General features: G+C 35.2%; 23 protein-coding genes and 3 pseudogenes. 18 read left to right on the plus strand and 8 right to left on the minus strand.

Annotated elements, in window-relative coordinates; translation table 11 throughout:
* The first annotated feature begins 44 nt into the window (after positions 1 to 44).
* The 10 genes and pseudogenes from ACXAE4_RS13940 (at position 45) to ACXAE4_RS13985 (ending at position 7,877) form a co-directional block, all read left to right on the plus strand.
* Positions 45 to 599 carry an SUKH-4 family immunity protein gene (locus ACXAE4_RS13940; RefSeq protein ID WP_154990499.1) on the plus strand — a complete coding sequence of 185 codons (555 nt, stop codon included), beginning with the start codon at positions 45 to 47 and terminating at the stop codon, positions 597 to 599.
* A 445-nt stretch (positions 600 to 1,044) separates the two neighbouring features.
* Positions 1,045 to 1,195 (plus strand): annotated as a pseudogene (locus ACXAE4_RS13945) (recombinase family protein); the annotation flags it as partial.
* Between the two features lie 176 nt (positions 1,196 to 1,371).
* Positions 1,372 to 1,845: a hypothetical protein gene (locus ACXAE4_RS13950; RefSeq protein ID WP_154990503.1), complete on the plus strand. Its 474-nt coding sequence runs from the start codon at positions 1,372 to 1,374 to the stop codon at positions 1,843 to 1,845.
* Positions 1,846 to 2,518: 673 nt separating this feature from the next.
* Positions 2,519 to 2,878, plus strand: coding sequence for a ribonuclease toxin immunity protein CdiI (gene cdiI / locus ACXAE4_RS13955; RefSeq protein WP_154990505.1), 360 nt, complete (start codon positions 2,519 to 2,521; stop codon positions 2,876 to 2,878).
* 345 nt (positions 2,879 to 3,223) lie between these two features.
* Positions 3,224 to 3,367, plus strand: a complete 144-nt coding sequence (locus ACXAE4_RS13960; protein WP_223260252.1) for a deaminase domain-containing protein — start codon at positions 3,224 to 3,226, stop codon at positions 3,365 to 3,367.
* Positions 3,368 to 3,527: 160 nt separating this feature from the next.
* Positions 3,528 to 4,093: pseudogene (locus tag ACXAE4_RS13965) on the plus strand (transposase); the annotation flags it as partial.
* Positions 4,094 to 4,116: 23 nt separating this feature from the next.
* Complete coding sequence (locus tag ACXAE4_RS13970; RefSeq protein WP_116740695.1) at positions 4,117 to 4,455, plus strand: hypothetical protein; 339 nt, start codon at positions 4,117 to 4,119, stop codon at positions 4,453 to 4,455.
* Positions 4,456 to 4,630: 175 nt separating this feature from the next.
* Positions 4,631 to 5,074 carry an SMI1/KNR4 family protein gene (locus ACXAE4_RS13975; RefSeq protein ID WP_033579277.1) on the plus strand — a complete coding sequence of 148 codons (444 nt, stop codon included), beginning with the start codon at positions 4,631 to 4,633 and terminating at the stop codon, positions 5,072 to 5,074.
* Positions 5,075 to 5,115: 41 nt separating this feature from the next.
* Positions 5,116 to 5,607 (plus strand): annotated as a pseudogene (locus ACXAE4_RS13980) (SMI1/KNR4 family protein).
* 767 nt (positions 5,608 to 6,374) lie between these two features.
* Complete coding sequence (locus ACXAE4_RS13985) at positions 6,375 to 7,877, plus strand: malate:quinone oxidoreductase (RefSeq protein ID WP_013083523.1); 1,503 nt, start codon at positions 6,375 to 6,377, stop codon at positions 7,875 to 7,877.
* A gap of 116 nt (positions 7,878 to 7,993) precedes the next feature.
* On the opposite strand, the gene ACXAE4_RS13990 is transcribed toward ACXAE4_RS13985, so the two are convergent.
* Entirely contained in the window at positions 7,994 to 8,560 is a 567-nt protein-coding gene (locus ACXAE4_RS13990; RefSeq protein ID WP_154990507.1) for a DUF6434 domain-containing protein, read from the minus strand.
* Between the two features lie 54 nt (positions 8,561 to 8,614).
* On the minus strand, positions 8,615 to 9,103 hold the full coding sequence (locus tag ACXAE4_RS13995) for a DinB family protein (protein WP_154990509.1): 489 nt from the start codon (positions 9,101 to 9,103) through the stop codon (positions 8,615 to 8,617).
* A gap of 149 nt (positions 9,104 to 9,252) precedes the next feature.
* On the opposite strand from ACXAE4_RS13995, the gene ACXAE4_RS14000 reads away from it, so the two are divergent.
* The 5 genes from ACXAE4_RS14000 to ACXAE4_RS14020 all read left to right on the plus strand — a co-directional run bounded on the left by ACXAE4_RS14000 (position 9,253) and on the right by ACXAE4_RS14020 (position 14,496).
* On the plus strand, positions 9,253 to 10,182 hold the full coding sequence (locus tag ACXAE4_RS14000) for an ADP-ribosylglycohydrolase family protein (protein ID WP_154990511.1): 930 nt from the start codon (positions 9,253 to 9,255) through the stop codon (positions 10,180 to 10,182).
* A 51-nt stretch (positions 10,183 to 10,233) separates the two neighbouring features.
* The gene (locus ACXAE4_RS14005; RefSeq protein ID WP_186807078.1) at positions 10,234 to 10,740 is read left to right on the plus strand and encodes a hypothetical protein; all 507 of its coding nucleotides are present in this window, start codon (positions 10,234 to 10,236) and stop codon (positions 10,738 to 10,740) included.
* Between the two features lie 175 nt (positions 10,741 to 10,915).
* The gene (locus ACXAE4_RS14010) at positions 10,916 to 11,824 is read left to right on the plus strand and encodes a phosphotransferase (RefSeq protein ID WP_154990515.1); all 909 of its coding nucleotides are present in this window, start codon (positions 10,916 to 10,918) and stop codon (positions 11,822 to 11,824) included.
* A gap of 79 nt (positions 11,825 to 11,903) precedes the next feature.
* Entirely contained in the window at positions 11,904 to 13,616 is a 1,713-nt protein-coding gene (locus ACXAE4_RS14015; RefSeq protein WP_154990517.1) for a TcaA NTF2-like domain-containing protein, read from the plus strand.
* Between the two features lie 211 nt (positions 13,617 to 13,827).
* On the plus strand, positions 13,828 to 14,496 hold the full coding sequence (locus ACXAE4_RS14020) for a hypothetical protein (protein WP_098578654.1): 669 nt from the start codon (positions 13,828 to 13,830) through the stop codon (positions 14,494 to 14,496).
* Between the two features lie 144 nt (positions 14,497 to 14,640).
* Here ACXAE4_RS14020 and ACXAE4_RS14025 read toward each other — a convergent pair whose 3' ends face one another.
* Positions 14,641 to 15,600, minus strand: coding sequence for a patatin-like phospholipase family protein (locus ACXAE4_RS14025; RefSeq protein ID WP_098578655.1), 960 nt, complete (start codon positions 15,598 to 15,600; stop codon positions 14,641 to 14,643).
* Positions 15,601 to 16,245: 645 nt separating this feature from the next.
* Between ACXAE4_RS14025 and ACXAE4_RS14030 the strand changes: the two genes are divergently transcribed.
* The 3 genes from ACXAE4_RS14030 (at position 16,246) to ACXAE4_RS14040 (ending at position 17,583) form a co-directional block, all read left to right on the plus strand.
* Complete coding sequence (locus tag ACXAE4_RS14030; RefSeq protein WP_434738967.1) at positions 16,246 to 16,668, plus strand: SMI1/KNR4 family protein; 423 nt, start codon at positions 16,246 to 16,248, stop codon at positions 16,666 to 16,668.
* 87 nt (positions 16,669 to 16,755) lie between these two features.
* On the plus strand, positions 16,756 to 17,052 hold the full coding sequence (locus tag ACXAE4_RS14035; protein ID WP_154990519.1) for a hypothetical protein: 297 nt from the start codon (positions 16,756 to 16,758) through the stop codon (positions 17,050 to 17,052).
* Between the two features lie 96 nt (positions 17,053 to 17,148).
* Entirely contained in the window at positions 17,149 to 17,583 is a 435-nt protein-coding gene (locus ACXAE4_RS14040; protein WP_154990521.1) for an SMI1/KNR4 family protein, read from the plus strand.
* Between the two features lie 465 nt (positions 17,584 to 18,048).
* On the opposite strand, the gene ACXAE4_RS14045 is transcribed toward ACXAE4_RS14040, so the two are convergent.
* The 5 genes from ACXAE4_RS14045 to dndB are packed head-to-tail and all read right to left on the minus strand — an operon-like array spanning position 18,049 to position 24,245.
* Positions 18,049 to 19,167: a cysteine desulfurase family protein gene (locus tag ACXAE4_RS14045; RefSeq protein ID WP_154990523.1), complete on the minus strand. Its 1,119-nt coding sequence runs from the start codon at positions 19,165 to 19,167 to the stop codon at positions 18,049 to 18,051.
* Between the two features lie 9 nt (positions 19,168 to 19,176).
* Positions 19,177 to 19,548, minus strand: coding sequence for a DNA sulfur modification protein DndE (dndE, locus tag ACXAE4_RS14050; protein ID WP_033579261.1), 372 nt, complete (start codon positions 19,546 to 19,548; stop codon positions 19,177 to 19,179).
* Positions 19,545 to 21,530 carry a DNA sulfur modification protein DndD gene (gene dndD / locus ACXAE4_RS14055; RefSeq protein WP_154990525.1) on the minus strand — a complete coding sequence of 662 codons (1,986 nt, stop codon included), beginning with the start codon at positions 21,528 to 21,530 and terminating at the stop codon, positions 19,545 to 19,547. The genes dndE and dndD overlap by 4 nt, the downstream gene beginning before the upstream one ends.
* Before the next feature lie 22 nt (positions 21,531 to 21,552).
* Positions 21,553 to 23,145, minus strand: coding sequence for a DNA phosphorothioation system sulfurtransferase DndC (gene dndC, locus ACXAE4_RS14060; protein ID WP_033579259.1), 1,593 nt, complete (start codon positions 23,143 to 23,145; stop codon positions 21,553 to 21,555).
* A 2-nt stretch (positions 23,146 to 23,147) separates the two neighbouring features.
* Positions 23,148 to 24,245, minus strand: a complete 1,098-nt coding sequence (gene dndB / locus ACXAE4_RS14065) for a DNA sulfur modification protein DndB (RefSeq protein ID WP_475236233.1) — start codon at positions 24,243 to 24,245, stop codon at positions 23,148 to 23,150.
* Positions 24,246 to 24,455: the final 210 nt, after the last annotated feature.

Genomic DNA, 24,455 nt, shown 5'->3' on the forward strand with positions numbered 1-24,455 from the left:
ACGTATTAAGTGAAAATTAATAATATTTAGTGGAGGTATAAAAAATGATTTCACCACAAGATTTTTTAGACAATTGGAATAAAGACATATATGGTTTGGTTAACTATGATGAAAAAATAATTAACTCACTTCCCTTATCCCAAGAAACTAAAGATCTCTTAATTGAAGCAGGTTTTCCTGAATCTTCTCCTCCATTTCTAACATTTGAATCTGCAGTTAGCGGTGGTGGGGAAAGATTAATTGAAAAAAACAATAAATTAGAAACGACGTATCATAAGTTTTTATATTTCGGATTTACTGGTAGTGGATATCCAATATGTATTGATGAATCTAACTCAGAGCTCGTATATATAGATTATGATAATGATAATAAGGTTGTTTTAATAAATACTACGATAGCAAAGTTTGCAGAAGCTTTACTTGTCTACGTAGAATTTATAAAGAAAGTAAAGGCTGTTAACGGAAGAAGAGCTTATCTCGAAAAAAATGCAACTAAAGATTTGTTAGACTGGATTTCTGGCCAACTTCAAAAAATCGACGCTGCCTCTTTAACTGAAGGGTGTTTTTGGGAAGAGGAATTAGGTAGTTTTATTGAATAAGATTGTATAGAGGTTTTATACATTTAAGAAAACATATAAGCTTAAAGCACTTTATTGTCAATTAAAGGCAACAGGTGCTTTTTGTTTTTTGTAAGAAATTTATGCTTTAGACTACACAAAAATGCTAATAAAAATCAATAGCTCATGATGGTTGTACCATCAAGGCATTATGTTTTAATACTTGGATAGCATGCAAAGTAAGATAATCGGGCGAGATGACATTTTACATGGCCGAGGGACTTTATACACGGCAATGACGATAAACTAACGGAATCGTAAAAGCTCGTAGCGATAAACAATGGGTAATGTAAAAGGATTTTCTTTTGCAGCTGCTTTGGATAAAAAATAGTGGGTTGTATTTTTACTAGAGACGGTCATATAATACTCGCTATTCGTTTGAAAAGCGTTACATAAATTTTAATTTTCGTAATGGGAGGGTGAAAAGTTGAACGTTGTTGGGTATATACGAGTCTCCACTCAAGGGCAAGCTAAAGAGGGATATAGCTTGAAATATCAAGAAGATGAAATTGAAGCATACTGTGAAGAACAAGGCTTGAACTTGATACATATTTTTAGAGATAAAGGAATTAGTAGCCCAAAACTGAATGAAGAAGCATTAGAAAATGTGGATAATTTTCCACCTGAGAAAATTCTTGAAATTACTGAAGGTATTCAAAGAAAAGCTAATCCAAATGGAGATTTGAAAAACTTAAAAGAATTACTTATTGTGAACGACGGAAAAATTACACGAGTATTTGGAGAGGAGAAATAAATGGATTACGAATTGTTTTTAAGCTCTAATTTAAGTTGTAAATCCCTGGCGGAAATTATTCGAAGTATAATAGTTGGGTCTGTGAACGAAGATATAACTGTTCACATTAGTGAAGAAGAAATAGTTATTGGGATTAAGTATTATTCATTAGCTCTAGAAATAGAGGATATATCTGACATAGCTTTTATTAGAAGGCATTACGATTTAGAAGTAAATGTATGCATTAGAGTTCAATTATTTGGTAACACTTTCTATCAAGGAATAGAAGTTTTGTTTAAAGTTATTGGGAATCTTATGAGACAAGTTGGCGGAAATCTATTGTTTTTAGAAAACGGTTCGGATCAATTACTTAGAAAAGAGAAGGGTCAGTTAATTGTCAATGGTGATTTAGATCAATACCAGGTAAAATATTTAACCAAGAGTTTGCTTAGTTTTCTTGAACATTCTTACATTAAAGAAAAATTGCCAAACTAGGCATTTGGTTATTATTAACGAATAAAACCATTATAATTATAGAAGAAGTTAACATCTACCTAATAGTTAGAGCGGTCTTATGTGCACGAGCATTACTAGATGATAATGACCCAAGAATTGAGCAGAAATGGGAAGAGTTAATTGTTTTACTAAGTGAAGATGAAAACTTGACTTTGAGTTTCTTAAAGGTTTGTACAAAAACAGAACTTTCATTTTTAAGTGAGATTTTTGAAGAAGTGGCATATAATTTGCAAAGTAAAAAGTATATTGAATTACTATATTGCCTAGATCAAAGATACCCAGACTTAAACTTAAAGAGAAGTATGCAAATTGCTGAGGAGTACTTGGATTAAATTTGAGATATCAAAGTTTTGAATCCAAAAGTTTATGCGAAAAAATACTTTATTTAGACTAATTACTTCTTTAGAAGAAACAAATAATGATATTTTGTATCAAGAGAGATTAATCCTGATTTCCAAGCAAACACCTTGATTGGCTAAATGCCTTTCAAGGTTTTTACTTTAATTTATATTAAATCAGCTGATTTTTGAGCGAGACAATAAGAAAATGATTTGATTGAGAATCGAGAGCTAATGAAGGTGGGCCATCACGGAGTACTATGTAAACAGTGGTCTAAGAATAAAAGAATGAATAGATAATATGGGGTGATAAAATGGAAGATAAAAATAAGAAACTAGTTAATTACTATTTTCAAGTTCTAGGAGATGACAGATTTTTAAAAGTGTTGGAAAAACTAGCTGGTGGAGAAGGGTATGGAATAGAGCATGTTTGGTGTGTATTTGCTGAAGACTATGAAGAATGGGAAGAGGATTACTTTGGAGATGAAGGGATAGCCTTTTATTTCGATTATCCTGCAGTAGAAGAGGATGAAGAAGTAATAATAGGCTATGAAACTTTATTTATATATTTAAAAGAAATAACTGGTGATTATATAGCGAGACATCCAGAAAATGGGTCAGAGATAGAAAAATATATGAATAAAATTAAAGAGAGATATCAGATAAAGAAATAAAAAAAAACTGTATTTATTTTGAAGAATTTTATGCCTTTCAAGGCTTTGCCTTTATAAAAAATACTAAACTTGATGAAGGACGGATGCTTAGGTAATTGAAGAGTATCAATTATATGTTTTAAATCGAGAGCTTATTAAGGCTGTACTATTATGTTATTTTAATACTGGAATAACGAGAAAAGAACGAGAATTTAGCGAGATGGCATTTTATATGCTAGGGGCATTTACAGTAAGTAATGGGTGTACCAAGCGATAAGAAAAATTTATTAAAAAATAAAATATAAATATATTTATTAAATAAATAACAGTCAAAGCCTTTCTGAGTAAATCCAGAAGGGCTTTTTCTTGGGAACTATAAAAATCAAAGGAAGAATTCTGTTATTTGCGGAATTAGATAGGTGTGAGAGTTGTAGCGAAATAATAGTAGAGCTTGCAAAAAAATATAAAAACATTGAATACAAGTGCTTTTTATTAAGAAATTTATTATAGTGGGAAGCGTTAAGGTGAAGCAAACAAAAATCAGACAACAGTTACTACAAAACTTACAAATTTATGCTACTTAAAAACATATGAACTTAAAGCTCTTGATTGTCAACTAAAGGCAACGAGTGCTTTTTTTGCGTTTTAGGATAGAAATAGGTAGACACATTTAGATTATCAATTAAAGACGATGCCAGGAATAGAACTTGTGACGGCATCGGCATTAATTGCAGAAATTGGGGGTGTAAGGCCATTTCCAAATGCCAATAAATTAGCAAGATTTGCGGGGATTGCACCTGTTTACGTTGGTTCTGGTGGGAAAGGTAAAACACACAAAAGCAAACAAGGAAAGAGGGCGCTACACGCTTTATTTTATAATTTAGCCGTACAGCAAGTGCAAGTAGCGAAAGGAAGTAAGTTACCTAGAAACCTAGTGTTTCATGTATATTATCAACAGAAACTAAAGAGGGAAAAACAAAAGGACAAGCGGTATGTATTATGAGAAGTTTTGTAAACATTGTATATGATATGATGAAATATAAAACAGCTTATGAATTGCTTGATACGTTTGCAGGGAAAGGTCAACTACTGCCAAACGGTAAAAAAGAAAGAGTAGACTTTGGTAAAACTATTAGGAAGTACTATAGTCGAAATACCGGTGAATACCTTGAGACTACTAATGGGTTGATGCATTATGGCAAAGATGGAGCTCATATAGTACCATCAAGGCCGTAAAAACAAAAGAAAAGAGGATGTATATGGGGTATGACTCTTTAATAGGAACATTAATAAAATATGAACATAGTGACATGATACTAGAATGGGAAAATGGATTAAGGATTGTTGGTGAACTAGATACAGTTTTTGAAACAGATAATGGGTTAGATGACGACGATGTAAATTATACCGAATATGATGCAGCTGTATTTCAAGTAAATGATATTTTAGCGCATCCTACTAGTGAGGAAAGTTGTTTATATAATTGGCTAATACAAAAGAAAGGTTCATTAGTTGAAATTTCACTTTATGATGATCCGCCAAGTGCAGTTTTTTTAACTGACGGAGAAAGTGTATGGAAAAGGGATATTAAAAAATAAAAACGTTACTCTAAACATATACCTTGATGGGCTACATTACCTTTTAAGGTTTATTTTGTTTTTTGTAAATTTTTAATTTCTTTGACATAGATTACTTAAACTCCATATGTAGTGAAATTAAAATTAAATAAGTATTTCTTATAAATTCATCATCTACAGAAAGGGAAGGAATGGAATGAAGATCGAATTATTAAAAGCAGTGGACCAAGAGTTGGAAATGTACCCTGAAGCTTTTGGCGGTGCTGTTACTAGTGAGGAAGTGACACAAGCTGAAGCTAAGCTAAAAGTGAAACTTCCAGAGGACTTTAAAAAATTTCTTTTGAGGTATGGTTCGGGGGCAATTGGTGAAGCGGTTGTTTTAGGGTTAAGAGAGGCAGAGTTTGTGTCTACACCGTCATTTGTAGATAAATCTATACAGTTCAGAAATATTCTTTGTCAAGGATACGAGCATTTTGTTGTGATTGGAGTAGACAGTGCGGGAAATCCAGTAGGCTTTCAATATCCTAATAAAGAAATCATCATAGTTGATTTTGACTTTGGCGGAAAAAAAGTTCTAGCCGGAAGCTTTGAAGACTATCTAGAAAAATCGATTCGTGAAGAATTAAATATCCATTTCTGATTGGAGTTATGGAATAATCCGTATTTATAAGGAGGAATTAGATGAGAAAAGATTTAGAGTGGGAATATGCTGATTGAGAAGTATCAGAAAATGAGGTTGAAGAAAGTGGAAGGCAATTAGGATTCCACTTACCTAAAGATTATATTGATTGTGTAAAAATAAATGGAGGTGCTAGCGTATTACCAGAAGAATTTAATGTAGGCAACGTAGAGCGTTGTTTTGGTAGTTTATTTAGCTTTGATAAGAAAAGCAGTAAGTACATTGTTCAAAAATATGAACTATATAAACCTATGCTTTCGAAAAAGGTTTTTTCTATTGCGAATGATCCCGCTGGAAATTTATTTTGTTTAGATTGTAAAAATAATATAGACAATCCGATTGTGGTATTTTGGGAACATGAAAATGCTGCTGAAAAAGAAGTGTTAATGCAAGAGAAAGGTTTAACTGAAGAACAAGTGGAAGAACGTGCAAGGAGCAATGTATTTTACATCGCAGATACGTTTACGGATTTTTTAAGTAAATTACATGATTGAAAAGCTTTTTGTAAGTGCACGTTGATTTGCTAAAGTCTCTAAGGGGTATTTTTGTGGAAATGCTTCATCAAAAAAATGCTCAAGCGTATAACAATATGTCACTCGTCAAAATTTGGAGGGTTTTCTTTTAAATATTTAAATATAGTTTATGTAAAAGTCAACATACATGTTAGGTTTTATAACATAAATTTCTGAATAATCATTTACTTATTCACTTATTTCATGGTATGTTATATGACATAGATATTGTAACTTGCAATATGGGCTGAAAATTAGCCATTGCAATATATACTTATTTTTCTAAAAATGAACCTGGATGAGCTGGTGCTCTATACATATATGAATACATCTACGTATAACTAGTCAAAAAGAATGAAGGCTTTTCTATTTATAGTGCTGATTGTTCTTTGGGCTGAGTATAGTTATAGTAGGTGAAATTTTCAAGGCAGTTATTTTGGTTTTTAAGCTGAATTTTTGGAATAGTTTGTTATTTTATTAATCAATGCTTTACCACTTAGAAGTAGGTATAAAAGTTTACTAATAAAAGAAAATGCAGACGGAATTTAATAAGTTTTTTGGAATTTGTGGGCGATTTTCTCACTTTTTTATCATTTTTGAATAGTTTATAATCATCAGACAATTATACTGTGATATAGTTATAAGTGAGACAGAAAAAGGTGTGTTCTTAGGTCGCACCTGAATTTTTTTACTACGTAAGCAGGAGCGCCTACATCTTTTTACAAATATAGGGGATGAGGAAGGTTATAATGAGCAACGTACAGAAAAAAACAGACGTTATCTTAATTGGTGCCGGAGTCATGAGCGCAACTTTGGGATCATTACTCAAAGAGTTAGCACCTGAATGGGACATTAAAGTATTTGAAAAACTCGCAGACGCAGGGGAAGAAAGCTCGAACGAATGGAATAATGCAGGGACGGGCCATTCTGCGCTGTGCGAACTAAACTATACATCAGAAAAAGCTGATGGATCTATAGATATAACGAAAGCGATCCGAATTAACGAGCAGTTTCAGCTGTCAAGACAGTTTTGGTCTTATCTTGTAAGCAGCAAGTTGATTCGCAATCCGCAAGATTTTATCATGCCAATTCCGCATATGAGTTTGGTACAAGGGGAAAAAAATGTATCGTTTCTGAAAAAGCGTTTTGAAGCGCTGTCAAACAATCCGTTGTTTCAAGGAATGGAGTATTCCGACAGTCCTGACAAACTAAAAGAATGGATTCCGTTAATCATGAAGGGGCGCACGTCAAATGAACCAATTGCCGCAACTAAAATTGATTCGGGAACAGACGTAAACTTCGGTGCTTTAACACGCATGTTGTTTGACCACCTGAAGAATAAAGGGGTTCACGTTCATTACAAACGAAGTGTAAAAGATATTAAACGTAAAAGTGACGGTATGTGGGAAGTAAAAGTCGCAGATGTAGACAGCGGCAAAGTTGAGTACCACACGGCAAAGTTCATCTTTATCGGAGGTGGAGGCGGAAGCTTGCCTTTACTTCAAAAAACAGGTATTCCTGAATCCAAGCATATTGGAGGATTCCCGGTAAGCGGATTATTTATGGTATGCAATAACCCTGAAGTCATTGCGCAGCACCACGGGAAAGTATACGGAAAAGCCAAAGTCGGAGCTCCGCCAATGTCAGTTCCGCACCTTGATACACGCTATATTGACAACAAAAAGACGCTGTTGTTTGGTCCATTTGCCGGCTTTTCACCAAAATTCTTAAAAACAGGTTCAAACCTGGATTTAATCAGTTCTGTAAAGCCGAATAATATTTTAACCATGCTAGCAGCAGGCGTCAAAGAAATGGCGTTAACAAAATATTTAATTCAGCAAGTGCTGTTATCAAATGAAAAACGTGTAGAAGAACTGCGTGAGTTTATCCCGAACGCGAAAAGCGAAGACTGGGATATTGTTGTAGCAGGCCAACGTGTGCAGGTAATCAAAGACACGGAAGCCGGAGGAAAAGGAACGCTTCAGTTTGGTACAGAAGTTGTAAGTGCCGCTGATGGTTCTGTTGCTGCACTTCTTGGCGCTTCGCCTGGTGCATCGACGGCGGTTCACGTTATGCTTGAAGTATTGGAAAAATGCTTCCCAGAAAACATGAACAAGTGGGAGCCAAAAATAAAAGAAATGATTCCTTCCTATGGCATGTCGTTAGTTGATCATCCAGACTTCTTTAACGAAATTCATGCGTCTACTTCACAGACGCTTGGTTTAATTAAAAAAGAGTCTGTTTATAGCTAAAGATTTTACGCCGCAACAAACAGCACATGCGTATGTGAAGAAATCTACAGGCGTGCACAAACACCACCTTTTCTTGAGGTGGTGTTTTAATGCTCTTTATTTATGTAGAGTTTGATTTAAGAGTGGTATTGATTGCTTCCAGGCTGAAGTTTCAAATACTTCCACGCCGCAATTGCATCATCGCGGCTTTTTCCATTGTTTTTCTGATCGTTAAAAAAATCGCGAATAAACCGGTTGTACTCAAACTGAGGCGCAATCTCTTTTTGATAAGAAGGCTGCTTTTTACGTTTTTCTTCTTCATGCCACGCTTTTACCACATCTCGATAGGTTTTCCCTACATTTTCTTTAAAGTAGCTTTGAATATACGTGGAAAAATGAAACGTAGGATGAATGGCTTTCTTAAAAAAAGTCCGTACTTCTTGACTGCAGCGGTGATTTTCCCCAATGACGGTATCTAATGTTAGCGGCGCTTGTGTTTTAGAGGACGAGCGTCTTTTAGGTCGCGTTGTTATTTGTTGAGTGTTACCGGTTGTTAAAAACACTTCAATTCTTTTTGAAAGTTCCATTTTAGATCCAGACGGGCTCATATTGTTTTCACGGCAAAATTGCTGCAGTTCGGTTTTGAGCCAGTAAAAGTCCGTAAATTCGTTGATAGGTAAGTCTCTTTTAAGCTCGGGTCTCATTGTTTTCGCCTCCATATATTTACAAAGTAATTATAGAACGTTTGTTCTTGTTGGTCAATTGTTTTTAGAGAAGTACGAAGGAATGTCTTTTATGTTTCTTCCTACATAGTGAGAAGAAATAGGCTGTTTATTCACCTCTCTTGCCCAAATAGAAAGCTGGCCGATGTGATGGATTTCATGAATGATGATGTGATGCAAGATGTCAGCTTCTGTGTAAGAAGTAGAATCCCAAGGGACTGTTACGTACCTTTTGTTAGAAAAATTCAAATGACTTAGAAAGTCGGCAATGTCAGGTCTATGTGCAGAAGAGAGCGCTTGAAGCTTTTCAAGAGTATCGTGTTCTTCAAAAGAAAGCACGATATCTTGTTTACCTTGGATAGCACGTATCCAGCTGTATTCCACATCAATAATATGAAACAGAGTTTGTAAAATGCTGCCCGTTCCTCCAGTCCGCTTCTTCAACAGTTCTTCTCTAGAAAGTTGATAACACCAGCTAAACCATTCATCTCTCACTTGCCAATTGTATTCAAAAAAATGAATCATCTACCACACCTCACATGTTTTTTTACCTCTTACTAAATTAGATTAAGGCTTGTAAATTCCTTTGTAAAAAGAAGAAAAAACGTCTAGGCAAGAGATCTCTTGCAAATTCCAAAATCAAACAATTACAATAATAGAAAGGAGTTGATCACATGACGCTACATAAAAAAGTCCTTTCTACAATTCTAGGAGGAGCTGTGGGAGACGCTTTAGGCGTTCCAGTTGAGTTTAAAAAACGCGATTCATTTCGGATTACGGCTATGACCGGCTACGGTACATACAACCAGCCTAAAGGAACGTGGTCAGATGATACATCTTTAACGATGTGCTTGATTGATAATTTACTAGACAAACAAGATGAATATGATTTGATGCAAAAGTTTGAGAGCTATTGGTCGGATGGCTACTGGACGCCGTACGGAGAAATGTTTGATATTGGCATCGCAACAAGCGAAGCGATTCGCCGCTATAAAAGCGGACTTCCTAAAGAAGAGTGGGGAGGAAGCGCTGAATACGACAACGGAAACGGAGCGCTTATGCGTATTGCCCCGCTTGCTTTTACACTATGTGATGAACCTAGCTTTACAAAAAGAAAAGAAGAAATAAAAAGAATTGCGCACGTCACGCACCGCCATGTGCGCTCTACGCTTGGCTGCATTATATACGTGGAGCTGCTTATTTGTCTTCTTGACGGCGACCAGCCTTTTAAAGCATATGAAAACGCGGTAAATCTCTGTCAAAAACAGCTAACAGGTACGGAGTATGAAGCAGAGTTCACTGCGTATGAACGAGTGTTAAACCTAAGCTTGCCGCACGCAGCGAGAAATGAAATCGGGTCAACCGGATACGTCGTCAGATCGCTAGAAGCATCTCTTTGGTCTTTTCTGCAAAGTGATGACTACAAAGAAGCTGTACTCACTGCTGTGAATTTAGGAGAAGACACGGACACAATAGGCTTTATTACAGGTACTATGGCAGGAGTATATTATGAGCTGGATGGTATTCCTGAAGAGTGGGTTTGTCAGCTTGCTAAAAAAGAAGAGTTAGAGAAAGCGTGTAAGAAGTTTGCGGATATATGTTAATGGATAATAAAAATTACTTTAAAGAGCAGAGGAGATAAAATGAAATTTTCTATGGATTTTGGCGATACCAATTTTATCGGAGTGGCCAATGCAAAAGAATATCAATCATTTGTCGATGAGGATTGGGAGCTAGATCAGCTTTTGAACCATTTTGGCAGTGAAATGAAAAAGAGAAATATCCTAGTATGTCAAATGACAGAAGAAGGAATTGAACACTCCTGGAACGTAGAAGTGAAGATTGGAACAGAGTCGGATATAGGTACATACTTTAGAAAAGCAACAGGTTATATAAATGTAACCAATCATCAGCTTTATCTCGTAGATTATGACTGCCTTACGATGGCCGCCCAGTTTGAAGATCAGTCTGTGCCTGATCAAAACTGTTCTAAGTATAGAATTGATATTAAAAACGGTATGTACAAGGTCGAGCTTATTCAATTTTATAATGTTGACCAAGATGAGTATACAGGAAATGACCAAACGGATCTTTTATTGAACTTTATTAAGATGGAGCATGTTGAAGAAACAGCCGATGAGGTATTTTGGTGTACGTATTAAGTAGTAAACGTACCGTAGGCTACTAACTTAGAGGCGTAGTGTGCAGTTCTAAGGCATTCTATCTTATTTATATACTCACTGAAACCCTCTGGCTTTGCGTCAGAGGGTTTTTATGGTCAAAATTATTTATAGTATACTTTACATACAAACTTCACGTTAAAGAAAGGTGATCACAGTGCCAAATGCATGGGATGCAGAACAAATCGTATCAGCACCGCTTGCCAAAACGCTAATCGAGACGCAGTTTCCAGAACTTGCGCCCGCTAAAATTTCGCTGCTTGGCTACGGCTTTGACAATACGGTTTATCAAGTAAACGACCGCTTTGTTTTCAGGTTTCCAAGACGAGAACTCGCAGTGAGACTATTAAAAACAGAAAATCAGCTTTTACCAAGCCTTGCTTCTCAATTGCCTCTATCGATTGCAGAGCCTATTTTTTTCGGTAAGCCGAATGCAGGCTATCCTTGGCCTTTTACGGGCTATCACTACGTTCAAGGAACTCCACCTGGAAGATTAACAGAAGAAGAGCGCATACAATCCGCTTCTGTACTAGCGAGGTTTCTTCGCACGTTACATCACTATCCTTACTCAAAAGCGCAAGAGCTCAGTGTTCCGTTTGATGAGTTAAATCGGCTTGATATGATGAAGCGAAAGCCTGCGCTAGAGAAGTATGTCAAGCAAATGAAAGAGCGTAATCTTTATTCAAAACAGGAGATTCTTGAAGACTATGTAAATGACATACAAGAAATTAAGTATCAAGAAAAACATGTACTAGTTCACGGAGATCTTCATATTAAAAACATGATTGTTGATCAAACCAATATGGTTTCGGGCATCATTGACTGGGGGGATGTTCATATTGGTCACCCAGCAGTTGACCTAGCGATTGCCTACAGCTTTTTACCTCCTCAAGGAAGAGCACGTTTTTTTAAAGAATACGGAGAAGTAGATGAAGAAACGCACAGGCTTGCAAAATGGAAAGCCGTATTTACAACCGTAGTGCTTGTGGCACATAGCTACGATCAAGGAGATAAACAAACGTTAGAATCGGCTCTAGAAAGCTTGAACCTGATTTTTCAAGAGTAATAAAACTGTAATAGAATTTCTGTTCAATTCCTGTATAGTTAAGAAAGGATAAAAATAAAAACAACAGGTGAAGCAAACGATGAATACAAGCCACTGGAATGAATCAGCAGCACATTTACTAGAAAGGTGGATACAGCTATATAAAGAAAAAACATTTCTTATTGAAGAAACGGAATCTTTAAACATACTAAAAGAAGAAGTAGACGGGATGGATAAAGAAAAATTCCTCTCCATAGTAGAACGTCAGCTGCAAAAAGTGTATGACGAACTGGAAAAAGAACGGACAGAGTACAACATGAACAACAGTGAATATACAATGGTGACATTTCTTTCAAACGATTATCCAGAGTACATAAAAAAGCGTCAAAGCAATATGAAACAGCTCCAACAGTTAACAAGCATACATAGAAGTGTTACAGAGCTTTTCGGAAAAGAACTTATTTCTGAAGCGGATATGGTAGCGTTTAGAAACGACTTTTTTCAACTAACAGAAAAACATGCTAACGCGTCATCGTTAAAAGAAATGAAGGAAAACTGGAATACGTATTTGTCAGCGTTCGTTGACTTTCAAAAAAAGCATGAACATGTAAAACAAGCGATAGCCACAGTACTCGAAGAAGACAAGAGTTTAAAGCAAGAATGGCATCAGCTAAGCAAAAATAAAGTAGTGACCAAACAAAAAGCGACCGCCTTTCGCACAAAGCAGCATGAGCTAAATGAAAGTATTCGAAAAGCCACGACTGCACAAAAACAGTTACTCGAACTTCACTGGCCTGATGTTCGCAGTCAGTTTGATGCGCTACAAGAAAAAATGAGTAAGAGTCTTTCTACTGTGCTGAAAGAAACGCAACGCAGTATGGAAGTGATTAGCCAAAACGATGCAAATGAACATGCCAAGTTAAAGCAATCACTTACCGACCTACATGCAGTCCACAAAGTCGACGCTCATCAAACGTGGTTAGCGGCTTTTATTAAAAAATCACGACCATTTTTTAACGAACTGAGTGAAGATATAAAGGCTACTCGATGTCGAGAACTGTGGAACCGAATTTACGGCATGTATAAAGGAATAGCAGTAAACGAGTTTATTGTTACCTACGAAGAATTTTTAGCACTTCAGCCGCTTAATAGTATAAAAAGCACGGAGATGCCAAAGCCGTTAGCTCGGTTAAAGGTAGATATAGAACCTGTTACACTGCCATCCTACGCAGACTTTCCCGTGCTCAAAAAGCAGCAATCATCACGGCGCACTTTTCCTATTTTAATAGGAGCCGCTATCGTCCTTGTCTTATTAATGACGATTGTATATATGAATCATGACAATCAAACGGCAGAAACAAGCGCAGATATAAAAAAAACGACCAGCACGACGTCGTTAAAAAATGAAGAACCTAAACCAGCTGAAGTAAGCAAAACGGATCTTGAAAACTTTTTTATCTCCTATAAAGCTGCTTACTTTTCAAGTTTAAACAGTGGAGACTTTAGTGGGATGGCACCCTATATCGACTCGAATCAGCCAGTGTATAAACAGCTGAAAAGCTACATCACATCACTCGCCGGCAAAAACGTATCGTTTGCTAACGATCAATTTTTAGTGACAAAAACAGAGTCACATGATGACGGAACCTACAGCATTTATACAAACGAAGTGTACACGTTCACTGATTCATATGACGCGAGCACGCAGTTCAAAAAAGAACGAATTTACCATGTGAAAACTGCTGGCAAAGACAAACTTCAAATTACTAAAATTGATACGTTAACAGATGAGCAGAAGCCGGTGGAAGAGTGAATGGTTTCTGAGAGATTATGAATAACCGCTAGTTCCTTTTGGGGAGCTAGCGGTTGTTGTAGTTGGAGTCGGTTTTTCCTTTTTTTGTAGAGTGGTAGGAACTATTTGTGAGTCTTTCATTGATTATGTTCATGCTTCTTCCAGTAGAATTATGGTAGTATCGAACATGTATAAAGTATAGGTCGTAACATAAGTAAAAGGAGGTGCTATGATGAAAAAACGCACAAAAATAGTTAGTGCAGTCATTGCTGGAGCTACTATTTTAATAGGAGGTATATGGATGATAAATGAAACCCGTTATCCAAACGTCCCCGCTTTTAATGATCACTTTACACGAGAATTTTTAGAAAAAGATAAAAAAGTAGATGATGGATTTTATGAGTTTAAATCGAAGACAGGGCAGTATACGATGTGGTTTCCAGAGGAGTATCAGTTAATTCATGAAAATAAAGAAGACTACTCTCTCAATGGAAATGCTTATGAGCGATGGGTGGCTTCTTCGGAAAACTCCTTTAATAATAAAAATGGAATTTCATACATAAACGTAGAACTGGCAGAGAAAGTAAAAGAAAATGAGGACATAAATGTAGAGAGTTTCTTTAAAAAGAACCTACATGTGAATCAACCAAAAAAGATAGAAACAGCGCATATCAGTATATATTACGATTCAGCATATACATATTTTAAAGGAACTGAAGAAAAAGTTGTAAAGGGCAATATTAAGTATGTTCCAAATACATACGTAGCATATATAGCAGATAAAAATACGGATAAAGTAATCGAGCTTTATTACAAATACACTGGAGATCATTTAACAGAGAAACAAGGGGAAAAACAAGACAAGTTGATTGTGAAAATGCTGAAAAGTGTAAAGTTTTAATAGGGGAAACGAGCAAGAATAAAAAAGCACGATTACAATAACGAACGAATTATCATGATCAGCTAAAATATAAGGGTTTATCTGAAAGAGGAATTTGTGTTTATAAAACAACAAATTCCGTATTCAATACTCTTCTCAAAAAGACTAACATTTCCAGTTTTTTTCAATGAAATGAAACGCAGGCCGTAAATTCGTTTTATTAGCAATTGAAATAAGAGCGGGCACCACCGAAGGATCCGTTTTAGAGAAATTAGGAATCCGCGGATTTAACCGGAAAAACTGATCGCCTAAAAGCTCAGAGCTGACCATTGATTCATAGTAGCTTGATCCACCGGAGATAATCTGAAGAAACGGCAGCAATGGTTCATTGGGAGACCGGTCTAAGAGCACTCCCCAATTTGGCGGCAGGTCCTCCATATCTTCTGGTCGTATGTTATCGGCACTCACCATTCCCCATCCCTTTGTATCTCTTCTTAATTGAGTTGGTTGCTCACCTGTTCCGATGGATAATACGGCAATTTGATCCAACGGCTGTTTGGCTTTCCCTACTGCAAACGCGATACTAGCTGTACTAGTGTTAGTTGCTACTGTATACCCATCCACATAGTTTTGATAAGCTCTTTGCGTTGCGGGAGCAGCGCTGCTTCTAAGTATTACGTCACTTGCTTTTTCATTAAGATAGGGAGAACCAGGAAAATTATGAAATAACACAGGATTCCAACGATTCAGCTCCGGTGAAAATAAGTGAAAGGACGGCACAACAATTCGTTTCTTTAAATCTCTAAGGCGAAGGTCTCGGGGGAAAAACGTTCGTATGGCTTTAATAAAACCAGAATAGGGTAGTTGTTGGTTAAAAACAGGTCCGCCCGGTCGGGAAATGCTGAATGCCGGTAAGATTTGATCTTTAAAAAAATCAAACGTCTCTTCTGGTGTTCTTCCGCTTGCTAATGCAAGAGCAGTAAATGAACCAATCGAATTTCCTGAAAAAACATTGGTTTCACTAATTAACTTGGGGTTTTGATGAGCTAATCTATTCAAAAGCTGTAAACTTAAAGCACCTAAAGTACCGCCTCCATCAAAGGTCATAATCCGATATTTTGTCAAAGGTGATTTCTCCTTTCGAATTCCATGAGAGGTATCATTCTGTATATGTTTATTTAATGTGCTGTAGAGGTATGAGTATCTCTTTTACTGATTATTTGGGAGTCAGATTATGCAGGTGATAATGGTAAGAGTTAGACAATAGATCCCTATGAAGTCTAAATAAATAGGAGGTTTTATAAATGGGCGAAGAGCTTTATTGAGGAAATCTTGAACTAAAGCTATTTGTTGAAGAAATAAATATGTTGAAGGTAGCCATAAGTTAAATCCAGGAGTAAATAAAGAGGCCTTAAAAGAGCTTGAACTGAAGTTTAATATTCAATTCCTTCAATATTATAAACATCATTTTTATCCACAAAATGGAAGTGTTCTTCCTTGGGGATATACGGAGAATGGTGACGAATTATATTGGCTAACTGAAGGGAGCCCCGCCGAATGGAAAGTGGTGGTGTATGAATCTAGATTGCCTGAAAATTATATTTACTCACTGTCCATGACCGATTTTTTATGTAAAATAATTACAAAAAAGTTAGTTTGTGATGCATTTCTAGATGATTTTCCGAGTGATGTGGCTACATTTATTTCGGTAAATGTTGATTAGTTAATTAATTAGTAGAAAATTAGACTTAGGAGGAATGTTAGATCAAGATGCTGCCAAATAAATTGAACCAAGTTCTTGAAGAAAAAATATATATACGTGAAGATAAAACTTCAGTAAAGGATGCTTTAGCACGGCTAGAAGTAAAGGGATCCCAAACCTTCACAGAATTTTACACACGGTATGCCGGACCATTCTGGGAAGAATACATACCTTTTGAATTACTTGATTTAGTAGATGAAGAAAATAACATTGAAGCATATACGCTTATTTGCCAAAGAGAATACGGTTTTCCTAAACAATATCTGATTTTAAGTGAAACATCAGCTAATGCCGTACTAGTGCTTGATGCTTTAACCGATAGCGTGTACATAGTAAATTTTGAAGGAGGAGACGAGCTGCTGTTAAAAGGGGAATTAGAGGCAACGTGGCCTACCTTTTCTGATTTTCTGAAATCCTATTTTAATTGTTAGGTATGGATTTTAGCGGTTATATTCCGTGTGAATGGGACGGAGAATATCGAGTTGGAAATATAGTTGTATGTAAGGTAGGGGAAGCTTTTGAAACATGTAATGAAACAATATTTTAAGAAACTAACGGGAAAATGGGAAGAGTTCAATGGAACGTTACCTTTGATTTCTTGGAATGAAGAAGCAGATAGACGTATTTATGTAGGTTCTCAAGATGAAGAAGCCTATATAGCTTGGAAACCTTTGAATTGTGTAATTAGTAGAGCGGTTAATGGTACTAAAAATAACTTCTTTGAAAGCGTATTTAAATTACATAGATCCGGGTATTTGTCTTATGGATGGTGTGGAGATTATCCAGATGGTGGAATTATTGCATATAGAGGGTGAATTCAATAGCATCATGGAAGAATTAGAGGATGTTAGTAATGCTTTTGCTTTGTCTGATGAGGATTAAATTAAGTGAAATGTAAAGGAGAGGAAATGATGAAGTACGACTTTGTGGCGGATCAAGAAGATAATCAATTTTATCCCGTACGTGAAACTGATGTTGAAGAGGCAGAAAGAACGTTAGGTCTAAAGTTTCCTTTTGAGTTAAGGAAGTTTCTGTTAGAGGTGGGGTACGGCTTCCTTCGGGGGTCTGAATATAATATAAACCGCATCATGGGCCCTTCTTCAATCAGAGACGCTAGATTAAAAGTAAACGATTTTGAATTTTACCCTGATATCGAACTTTACAAAGATTTAGAAGAGGGTAAATTACTATTTTTTGAAGTCAATGAAAGTGCGCTGCTGCTGATAGAAATAAGTGAAGAGCAGAACAATGCGATTTATTATGATGACATAAAGATTGCCGATTCTTTAGAAGAGTTTTTGAAGAAAGTGATGGAGGATGACGGGTATTATTTTGATTTAGAGTGATAGGGTGTTTATAGGTATTTGAAGCAGTTTTTATGCTGGGAAATTAAAGAATCTAACAAATGAAAACAACTGGACAATCCTGAGCTGATGCTTTTCATTGAGATAAATGTTACTAAAAAGGTGTATTTTTAGAACGGAGATATATTCTAACGCTATAAATTGTGTAATATTCAATAGCAATAAATATTTACTTGAGATCCAGAAAAATTATACTGTGAAACTTCGGGATGTAAATATAGAGAAGTTACTTTAAAGGAAGAATTCAAGCTGATGAATGATGTGGGAGGAATCATAAAACGCTTAGAAGTTATTTTTTATGAATAATATGCGAATCTAACTAGACTGAATGTTAATGAAAATTTATATAGTATTATATAATACTGGGAAAGAGAAAGTGATTAGGTTACCAGATAACTATAAATTATTGTATACTATAAACATAAAAGAACTGTAAGGCTTAACCTCTTACAGTTCTTTAAATATCTCTAAATCTTTTTTATCAATAAAGCTAGACAACGAAAACCTAACGGTTGATCTAACCTGATCAATCGAAAGTCCGATAGCAGCAAGTACGTGAGAAGGCTTGCTAGAACTACACGCTGAACCTGTAGACACAGCCATTACTGGAGCTAAATTTTTCACTAAAAGTTCGTTATTTGCTCCTTTAAATTGAACGCTCAAAACTCCTGGTATCTTATGATTAGTATCATGATTGAAAACAATTTGATCGTTAAATTTATCTTTTAAAATTAACGAAACATAAGATTCCATGTCTTCTAACTTCTTAATGTTTTTCTTTAAATTCTTTTCTGCAATTTCTGCTGCTTTTCCTAAGCCAACGATATTGTGAACAGCTAACGTACCGCTTCGGATTCCTTGTTCTTGCCCGCCTCCATGGAGAAGAGGGGTAATTTTTGTTAAAATATCATATTGATCTCTACGGATAAAAGTAGCACCGATACCTTTAGGTCCATGGAATTTATGACCTGAGCATGATAGAAAAGTAATTCCAGGATAAGCCGATAAATTCATTTCAATTTTACCAACTATTTGAGTTGCATCCGTGTGTAAGAAGATGTTTCTTTTACGACATAATTCGGAAATCGATTCCATGTCATTTAAAGAACCTAGTTCGTTATTTCCCCAAATTAGCGATACTAAAATTGTGTCATCTCGCAATTGCTGTTCAAAGTCTGCTAAGTCAATTCTCCCGTACTGATCTACATCAAGGTAAGTAACTTCAAAGCCTTTTTCTTCTAAGTACTTGCATGTTTCTAATATAGAGGGATGTTCTACTTTACTAGTGATGATATGTTTACCGTGGTTAGAATAATAATCTGCCACGCCTTTAATAACCATATTATTACTTTCAGTTGAGCCGCTAGTAAATATAATTTCAGAGTCGTGAGCGCCAATTAAAGAGGCAAGAGAGTGTCTTGCTTCTTTAACCGCATTTTTAGCATTCTCAGCGACAGAATAATACTTACTTGACGGATTACCGAATTCCTCCATTAAGTAGGGGAGCATAGCTTCTTTAACTTCAGGATGAATCTGTGTAGTTGCACTATTGTCTAAATAAAGCATCAGTATCACCTATCCTTCCATTTTTAATAAGTTTTGGAGAAGCTTTTCGTAGTTTCTAGCATGTTTGTATTCGTTATCCAGCAAAACAATGCCACGCTCTAAATGTGCATTAAAAAGATCGGGGAAGTATTCTTCATCCGTAACGTTTCTTTGAGCATGTTGTCTAATTAAGGCTTTGTAAATATAATCATTTTCTCCGGTCATGGCATTTCGGTTAATATCCACGCCAGATTTATTTTCTACTAAATTTGGCATCGATGGATCTCTTAAAGAAAGAGCAAGGGCGATTCGGGACAGAATATTCCATGTTAACCCTGTTGTAGCCTGAAGAGATACTAATCTATCTCCTGTTTCTTTTGAAGTTTTTAATCGGAAATTCATAGGTTCACCCCCGTTTGTCTAAAAGGGAAATATTGATTTAAAATCTGCGTTTCTTTTCTTTCTACGTTAAATTCAAGCATATATTCTTTAGTTACACTATCTTCTAAAATCTTGTAGTTATTTTCATCAATTTCAGTATCAGTTGAAAGAATAATAGCTTGTCTTCCACAGTTAGGAATGAATTCTTTTAATACTGCGGCTTTATGGGTTTTATCTAATCTTCCTAGTAAAGTATCAAAGATAAAAGGTACTTTTCTACCCGAGCATTTAAATATAGCCCAAATAATTGAAATAAGTAAAATTTCTTTTTCACCAGCCGATAGTGTGGACTTTTCAACATAATCCTTTTGAGAATCTAGTAAGGACACATCGTATGTCTTGTGATCAATAACAATAGAAGAGATATAGTTATGTTTTCGCAAGATTCTCTTCAGCATAGTAGTTGCTTCGATTTGAACTTGCTGTAACTTTTTCTTTAACTGAATTTCTCGGAAACGTCGACTTAATGTAATAATTTTTTGTGATTCAATAAATGAACTTTTTGTTTTTTCACTGTCTTTTAACGTACCTTGGATCTTATCGATGGTAGACGTTATGACTTCTAGTTCTGATTTCCAGTCTTCTAATTGCGATTCACGAGAGTTTAGCTCATCTTCTAATTTTAAAATAGCTTGTTGAGTAGTCTCCATGCGCTGAATCATATCACTAAATTCATTGGTTGTATCATTAATTTTTAATCTTTCTCTTAGCTTTTGGAGTTCAGTTAACTTTTCTTTATTGTCTTTAATAATGTCGAGACATTCTTGGTGAGCAGTACCTGAAATAGTTAGAAACATATTTTCAATTAAGCTACTTTCAGAAAAGGAAGCTCCATGAACTGAGGTGATCTCTTTTTCAGGCTTTACTAATTTTAAAAGGTGAGCTTTTAAAGTTTCACCTGCATTATCTTCAAAAGAACCATTAAGAGAATGAAGAACATCGCTAATTTTATCATCTGTTAATTTTGTATCTAACTGTTTAAATAATTGTAATGATTCCTCATTCTGAATTTGTTGTCTAGCATCTGTGAGAAGTCCTTTTGTCAGATAAAAAGGAAGGAGATTAGCAACAAAACCTTTAATCTTTTCTAAGTTTTGCTTCCTAATGTTTTCAAGGCTGTTCATTTGCTTAACAATCTGATCTCTCTCAGATTTTACAAGGCCACCATACTTCTCAAAAGCATCTTTAAGCTGCTGATATTCATCATTAAGAGCATCCTTTTTTAGGTTGAGCTCCTTTAAATCAGAAATGGCCGAAACAATTTTCTTTCTAAGTTCTTTTTCACGAAGATTTGAATCATAGAGAGTTTGCTCAGACTCTTCCATTTTTCTAACATCTACAGATTGATTAGAATAGCTTTCCAAATCGTTTTCAAGTATTTCGAATAAATCCAGGTTAAATACTACTTTAGATAAGTTTTGAAGGTATTCAGATAATAAATCTTCGTTCACAATTCTAGCTATTTCCTCACCATCAAATAAACATAAATCTAATAGCTGAGGAGGCATGATCTCTTTTAGTTTTGACTGAAAAATTTCTTTTTCATACTCTGATAAATACTTTCCGTTTGCTGATAAATCGAGTGTTTCTTTTAAATTATTATTGGAGAATTTCCAGTGTCGACGTAATACATAATCGGTCTTTTCGAAATTATCTATTAAAGAGAAATCCAATTTAATTCTAAAATTATTTTCATTATTTTTTTTCGCATTATGGTTAAGAATGCTTTGAACTCTTTTAAAGTATTCAGCATTTTCCGTTTTAAAGCCATAACCATAAGAACCAAACAAACCCAGCTTTATTGCATTCAAGAGGGTAGTTTTACCGGCACCGTTTTCTCCACCGATTAAAATAACATTCTTTCCATTCTCCGGTCGAAGGTTAAATGAATTGGTCTCTTTATAGGCGCCGATGTTAGTTAGTTGAATTTCATTTATAATCATGTTTAAACCTCATTTTCTCCTATTACAGATGTAAATAATCTTGTTTTAATGCTTTACCTATTTCATCCATTAAACCTCTTCTAACTTTATAGCCAGAAAAGTCTTTTTCAATAGAGATCAATTGTTTAATTACTTTAATATCAACTTTAAATTGATCACATAGTAGTTCTAGGTCGGATATTTGTTCCTTATCAAATAGTGGACGGTCATCAATTTCCCAGTCTAAAGAATAACCCATAATTTCTTCAAAGATTTTTGGAACTTGATCTTCCCAATCTCCATGTTTGAACCAAATTTTCCGAATTGCTTTTAACTCTTCAATACTTATAAGTTCATAATGAGGGTCATCAGGGTGCTTTAAGTTTTTTTGAACTTCTAAAAGTTTTCTAAGAATCTCTTGTCGTGCTTCTAATGTAAAAGGCCCTAAACCAAGTTGAGCATGCTTTGTCACCATTTCACCATCTAATGTTTCTTCTTGATACGTGACTAGTATTTTGTAATCTTGAGGTGCACTTAAATCAATGTTGTTAGTAAAAAGATAATTTTTTAATTCTTCTTTTGGTACAACAGTATATTGGTCTAATGGAATGTGTTGTTTAGGTCTACCGGATTTCTTTGGAATTAGTACATGTGGTACATCATCAATATCTACAATCTTTACATCTTTAAAGTAGGTATGACCATTCATTCTATACTTCATTCTTCTAGTTCGATCATCTCTGATAGCAGATAGCCAATTTCTAAAGTCAAGTAAGGGTTTCATCCAGTCATGACCACTTTGAATAAAGCCGCTCAAAGCTTTATCTTCGTTAACGACTGTACATACCCAGCAACCAAATCTACTGTTTCCACAAGAGCCAGCACTTTCTTTAATAGATTTATCAATTACAAGCGGGCATTCGCCACTATTGGAATCTTGATACAATCTGTGAAGTTCATGGTTGTCATCTCCCCATGGAGATGGATGGTTAAGTAAATAATTCCATACATCATCAAGGGTAAAGCTCCTAATAGGAGCGTACACATATGCGTTTGATAACGTAGAGTGTCTCATGAAAGTCTTTCCTTCGACGGTATGAGAACGAATTACATTACCACGTGTAGCACTTTCATCTTCACGTACACCTAATACCATGATTACTTCTCCAAAAGAAGATACTTTGTCCATAATAAACTGATTAGCAGGATCAATTTTTAATCGATCTGTACACCATCTGAATTTTTGATTTGGTGAAGGGTAGCCTTTACCAATAATATTGACCCAGAATGACTGTTCAAAAACTGGTTTTACTTTGTGTGTTTCAACTGGTAAATCTCTACTTAAAGCTTCATCTTGAATTCTTCTAAGAGTTTGATTAATCGAATTTATAATTAAAGGTGTTTCCACTAATGTATCGGAAGAAATTACATATACTTTTTTGTGCAATTCCTCTTTAGGCATTTCACTTAGAGCCTCAAATACTAACTGAACTACAACTGTGGAATCTTTACCACCACTATATCCTACTACCCAAGGGCGGTCATCTTCCTTATAAGCTTTTTTTATGCTTTCTTTTGCTTCGTCAATAAAAGGCACTTGTTTTGATAAAAGATTACTAATGATGCCATTACTCATAATTAAACTACTCCTTGAAAAAATTTATTTTCTAATGATTGTTCAGCATCACTTAGCGGTAAACTAATCAATTGCTTAATTTTATTAGAAGTTAATTGAATGGTAGAGGAAGTCTTTTGAATACGACCATTTTGATTAAATGCACGTCCCAACCAATCGTTTGTATTACTTCTATTCCAATCTATATTTGATAGCTTTTTAACGTAACTCTCCCAGTCTTTGGGGTGATGCTTTCGTAGATATTGTCCGACTAAACCAACTGCTTCAACAAATACGCCATGTCCCACAATAAAGTTTGCTCTTAATTCACGAGGAGTCAGTTGTTTTTCAAAAACCATGTTCCATTCTACAATAGAATCACACAAAACTAACCAAAATTGCTTCAAAAACTCTTCTTCCTCATGAGTTATTTCATCACCTTTAGATTTTCCAACTAGCTTTAGGTTTGTATTAAAAATGTGATTTAAAGCCAGTATCTTGGGTGAATTCTTGGACAGTGATACTCTTTCTTTATCTGTATATCTATTTAATAAAGGCGTAGTGGTTACAACATCTTTAGTAATAAGAGACAAACGATCTCGATAATCATAAAGAATACCGATAGAAGAAGTAGTATTTACAGCATGCCTATTTAAATCAGAAAAAATTTGTTGGGATTTTTTTAACCCTTCATCGTGGAAAAAAACTACAGATATAGTTTCGTTGCCAAGTTCGGGAGATATTTTTAATGCTTCTTCAATAGCTGCTCTTCGATGCTGCCCGTCATTAATCAAAAACCTTGCATCCAATGAAATTTGCAACTGTCCTAAGTCTTTGGATGAAGGGTCCTCATTATATGGCTGAAACTTAATTTCACCATCTATAGACGCTGTGATGGAGGAAAATACATAATCTTTTTGATTTTCCACTATGTAATTTGTCATTTCTGGAATTCTAGATTTGTTTAAAATCCTTTGATATTTGTATTCAGGTGGAATTTCTTCTTCATCAAAAAGAAAAATCTTTGGAATAATTCGTAAAGGGCACATAGCTACAAAATATTCTTTTCCTGCTTGGACACCTCTAATAGAAGGGAAATTATAAGTGAATGTCGAGTCCATAATCAAACCTCCTTATTACGTACGTAAAATATAATTTGATTATAAATTAATTAATTCAAAGATACAATGAAAAAAACCGAATGGAGGTTCGATTTTCTGTATTTCTAATTTTCTAATTAGATTGTTTTTTGTGTAAATAAACATATTGGTCCAGCATAAAGAAAATAGATATAATATATGTTAAAATTAAAATGAAATGGAAAATGATTA

This window comes from Priestia sp. ABM2_011 (assembly GCF_056158845.1).

Bases quoted from the DNA above. Each gene is read 5' to 3' on its own strand.
- ACXAE4_RS13940 (WP_154990499.1), top strand. From the start codon at position 45: ATGATTTCACCACAAGATTTTTTAGACAATTGGAATAAAGACATATAT.
- ACXAE4_RS13950 (WP_154990503.1), top strand. From the start codon at position 1,372: ATGGATTACGAATTGTTTTTAAGCTCTAATTTAAGTTGTAAATCCCTG.
- cdiI (WP_154990505.1), top strand. From the start codon at position 2,519: ATGGAAGATAAAAATAAGAAACTAGTTAATTACTATTTTCAAGTTCTA.
- ACXAE4_RS13970 (WP_116740695.1), top strand. From the start codon at position 4,117: ATGGGGTATGACTCTTTAATAGGAACATTAATAAAATATGAACATAGT.
- ACXAE4_RS13975 (WP_033579277.1), top strand. From the start codon at position 4,631: ATGAAGATCGAATTATTAAAAGCAGTGGACCAAGAGTTGGAAATGTAC.
- ACXAE4_RS13985 (WP_013083523.1), top strand. From the start codon at position 6,375: ATGAGCAACGTACAGAAAAAAACAGACGTTATCTTAATTGGTGCCGGA.
- ACXAE4_RS13990 (WP_154990507.1), bottom strand. From the start codon at position 8,560: ATGAGACCCGAGCTTAAAAGAGACTTACCTATCAACGAATTTACGGAC.
- ACXAE4_RS13995 (WP_154990509.1), bottom strand. From the start codon at position 9,103: ATGATTCATTTTTTTGAATACAATTGGCAAGTGAGAGATGAATGGTTT.
- ACXAE4_RS14000 (WP_154990511.1), top strand. From the start codon at position 9,253: ATGACGCTACATAAAAAAGTCCTTTCTACAATTCTAGGAGGAGCTGTG.
- ACXAE4_RS14005 (WP_186807078.1), top strand. From the start codon at position 10,234: ATGGATTTTGGCGATACCAATTTTATCGGAGTGGCCAATGCAAAAGAA.
- ACXAE4_RS14015 (WP_154990517.1), top strand. From the start codon at position 11,904: ATGAATACAAGCCACTGGAATGAATCAGCAGCACATTTACTAGAAAGG.
- ACXAE4_RS14020 (WP_098578654.1), top strand. From the start codon at position 13,828: ATGAAAAAACGCACAAAAATAGTTAGTGCAGTCATTGCTGGAGCTACT.
- ACXAE4_RS14030 (WP_434738967.1), top strand. From the start codon at position 16,246: ATGCTGCCAAATAAATTGAACCAAGTTCTTGAAGAAAAAATATATATA.
- ACXAE4_RS14040 (WP_154990521.1), top strand. From the start codon at position 17,149: ATGAAGTACGACTTTGTGGCGGATCAAGAAGATAATCAATTTTATCCC.
- ACXAE4_RS14045 (WP_154990523.1), bottom strand. From the start codon at position 19,167: ATGCTTTATTTAGACAATAGTGCAACTACACAGATTCATCCTGAAGTT.
- dndE (WP_033579261.1), bottom strand. From the start codon at position 19,548: ATGAATTTCCGATTAAAAACTTCAAAAGAAACAGGAGATAGATTAGTA.
- dndD (WP_154990525.1), bottom strand. From the start codon at position 21,530: ATGATTATAAATGAAATTCAACTAACTAACATCGGCGCCTATAAAGAG.
- dndC (WP_033579259.1), bottom strand. From the start codon at position 23,145: ATGAGTAATGGCATCATTAGTAATCTTTTATCAAAACAAGTGCCTTTT.
- dndB (WP_475236233.1), bottom strand. From the start codon at position 24,245: ATGGACTCGACATTCACTTATAATTTCCCTTCTATTAGAGGTGTCCAA.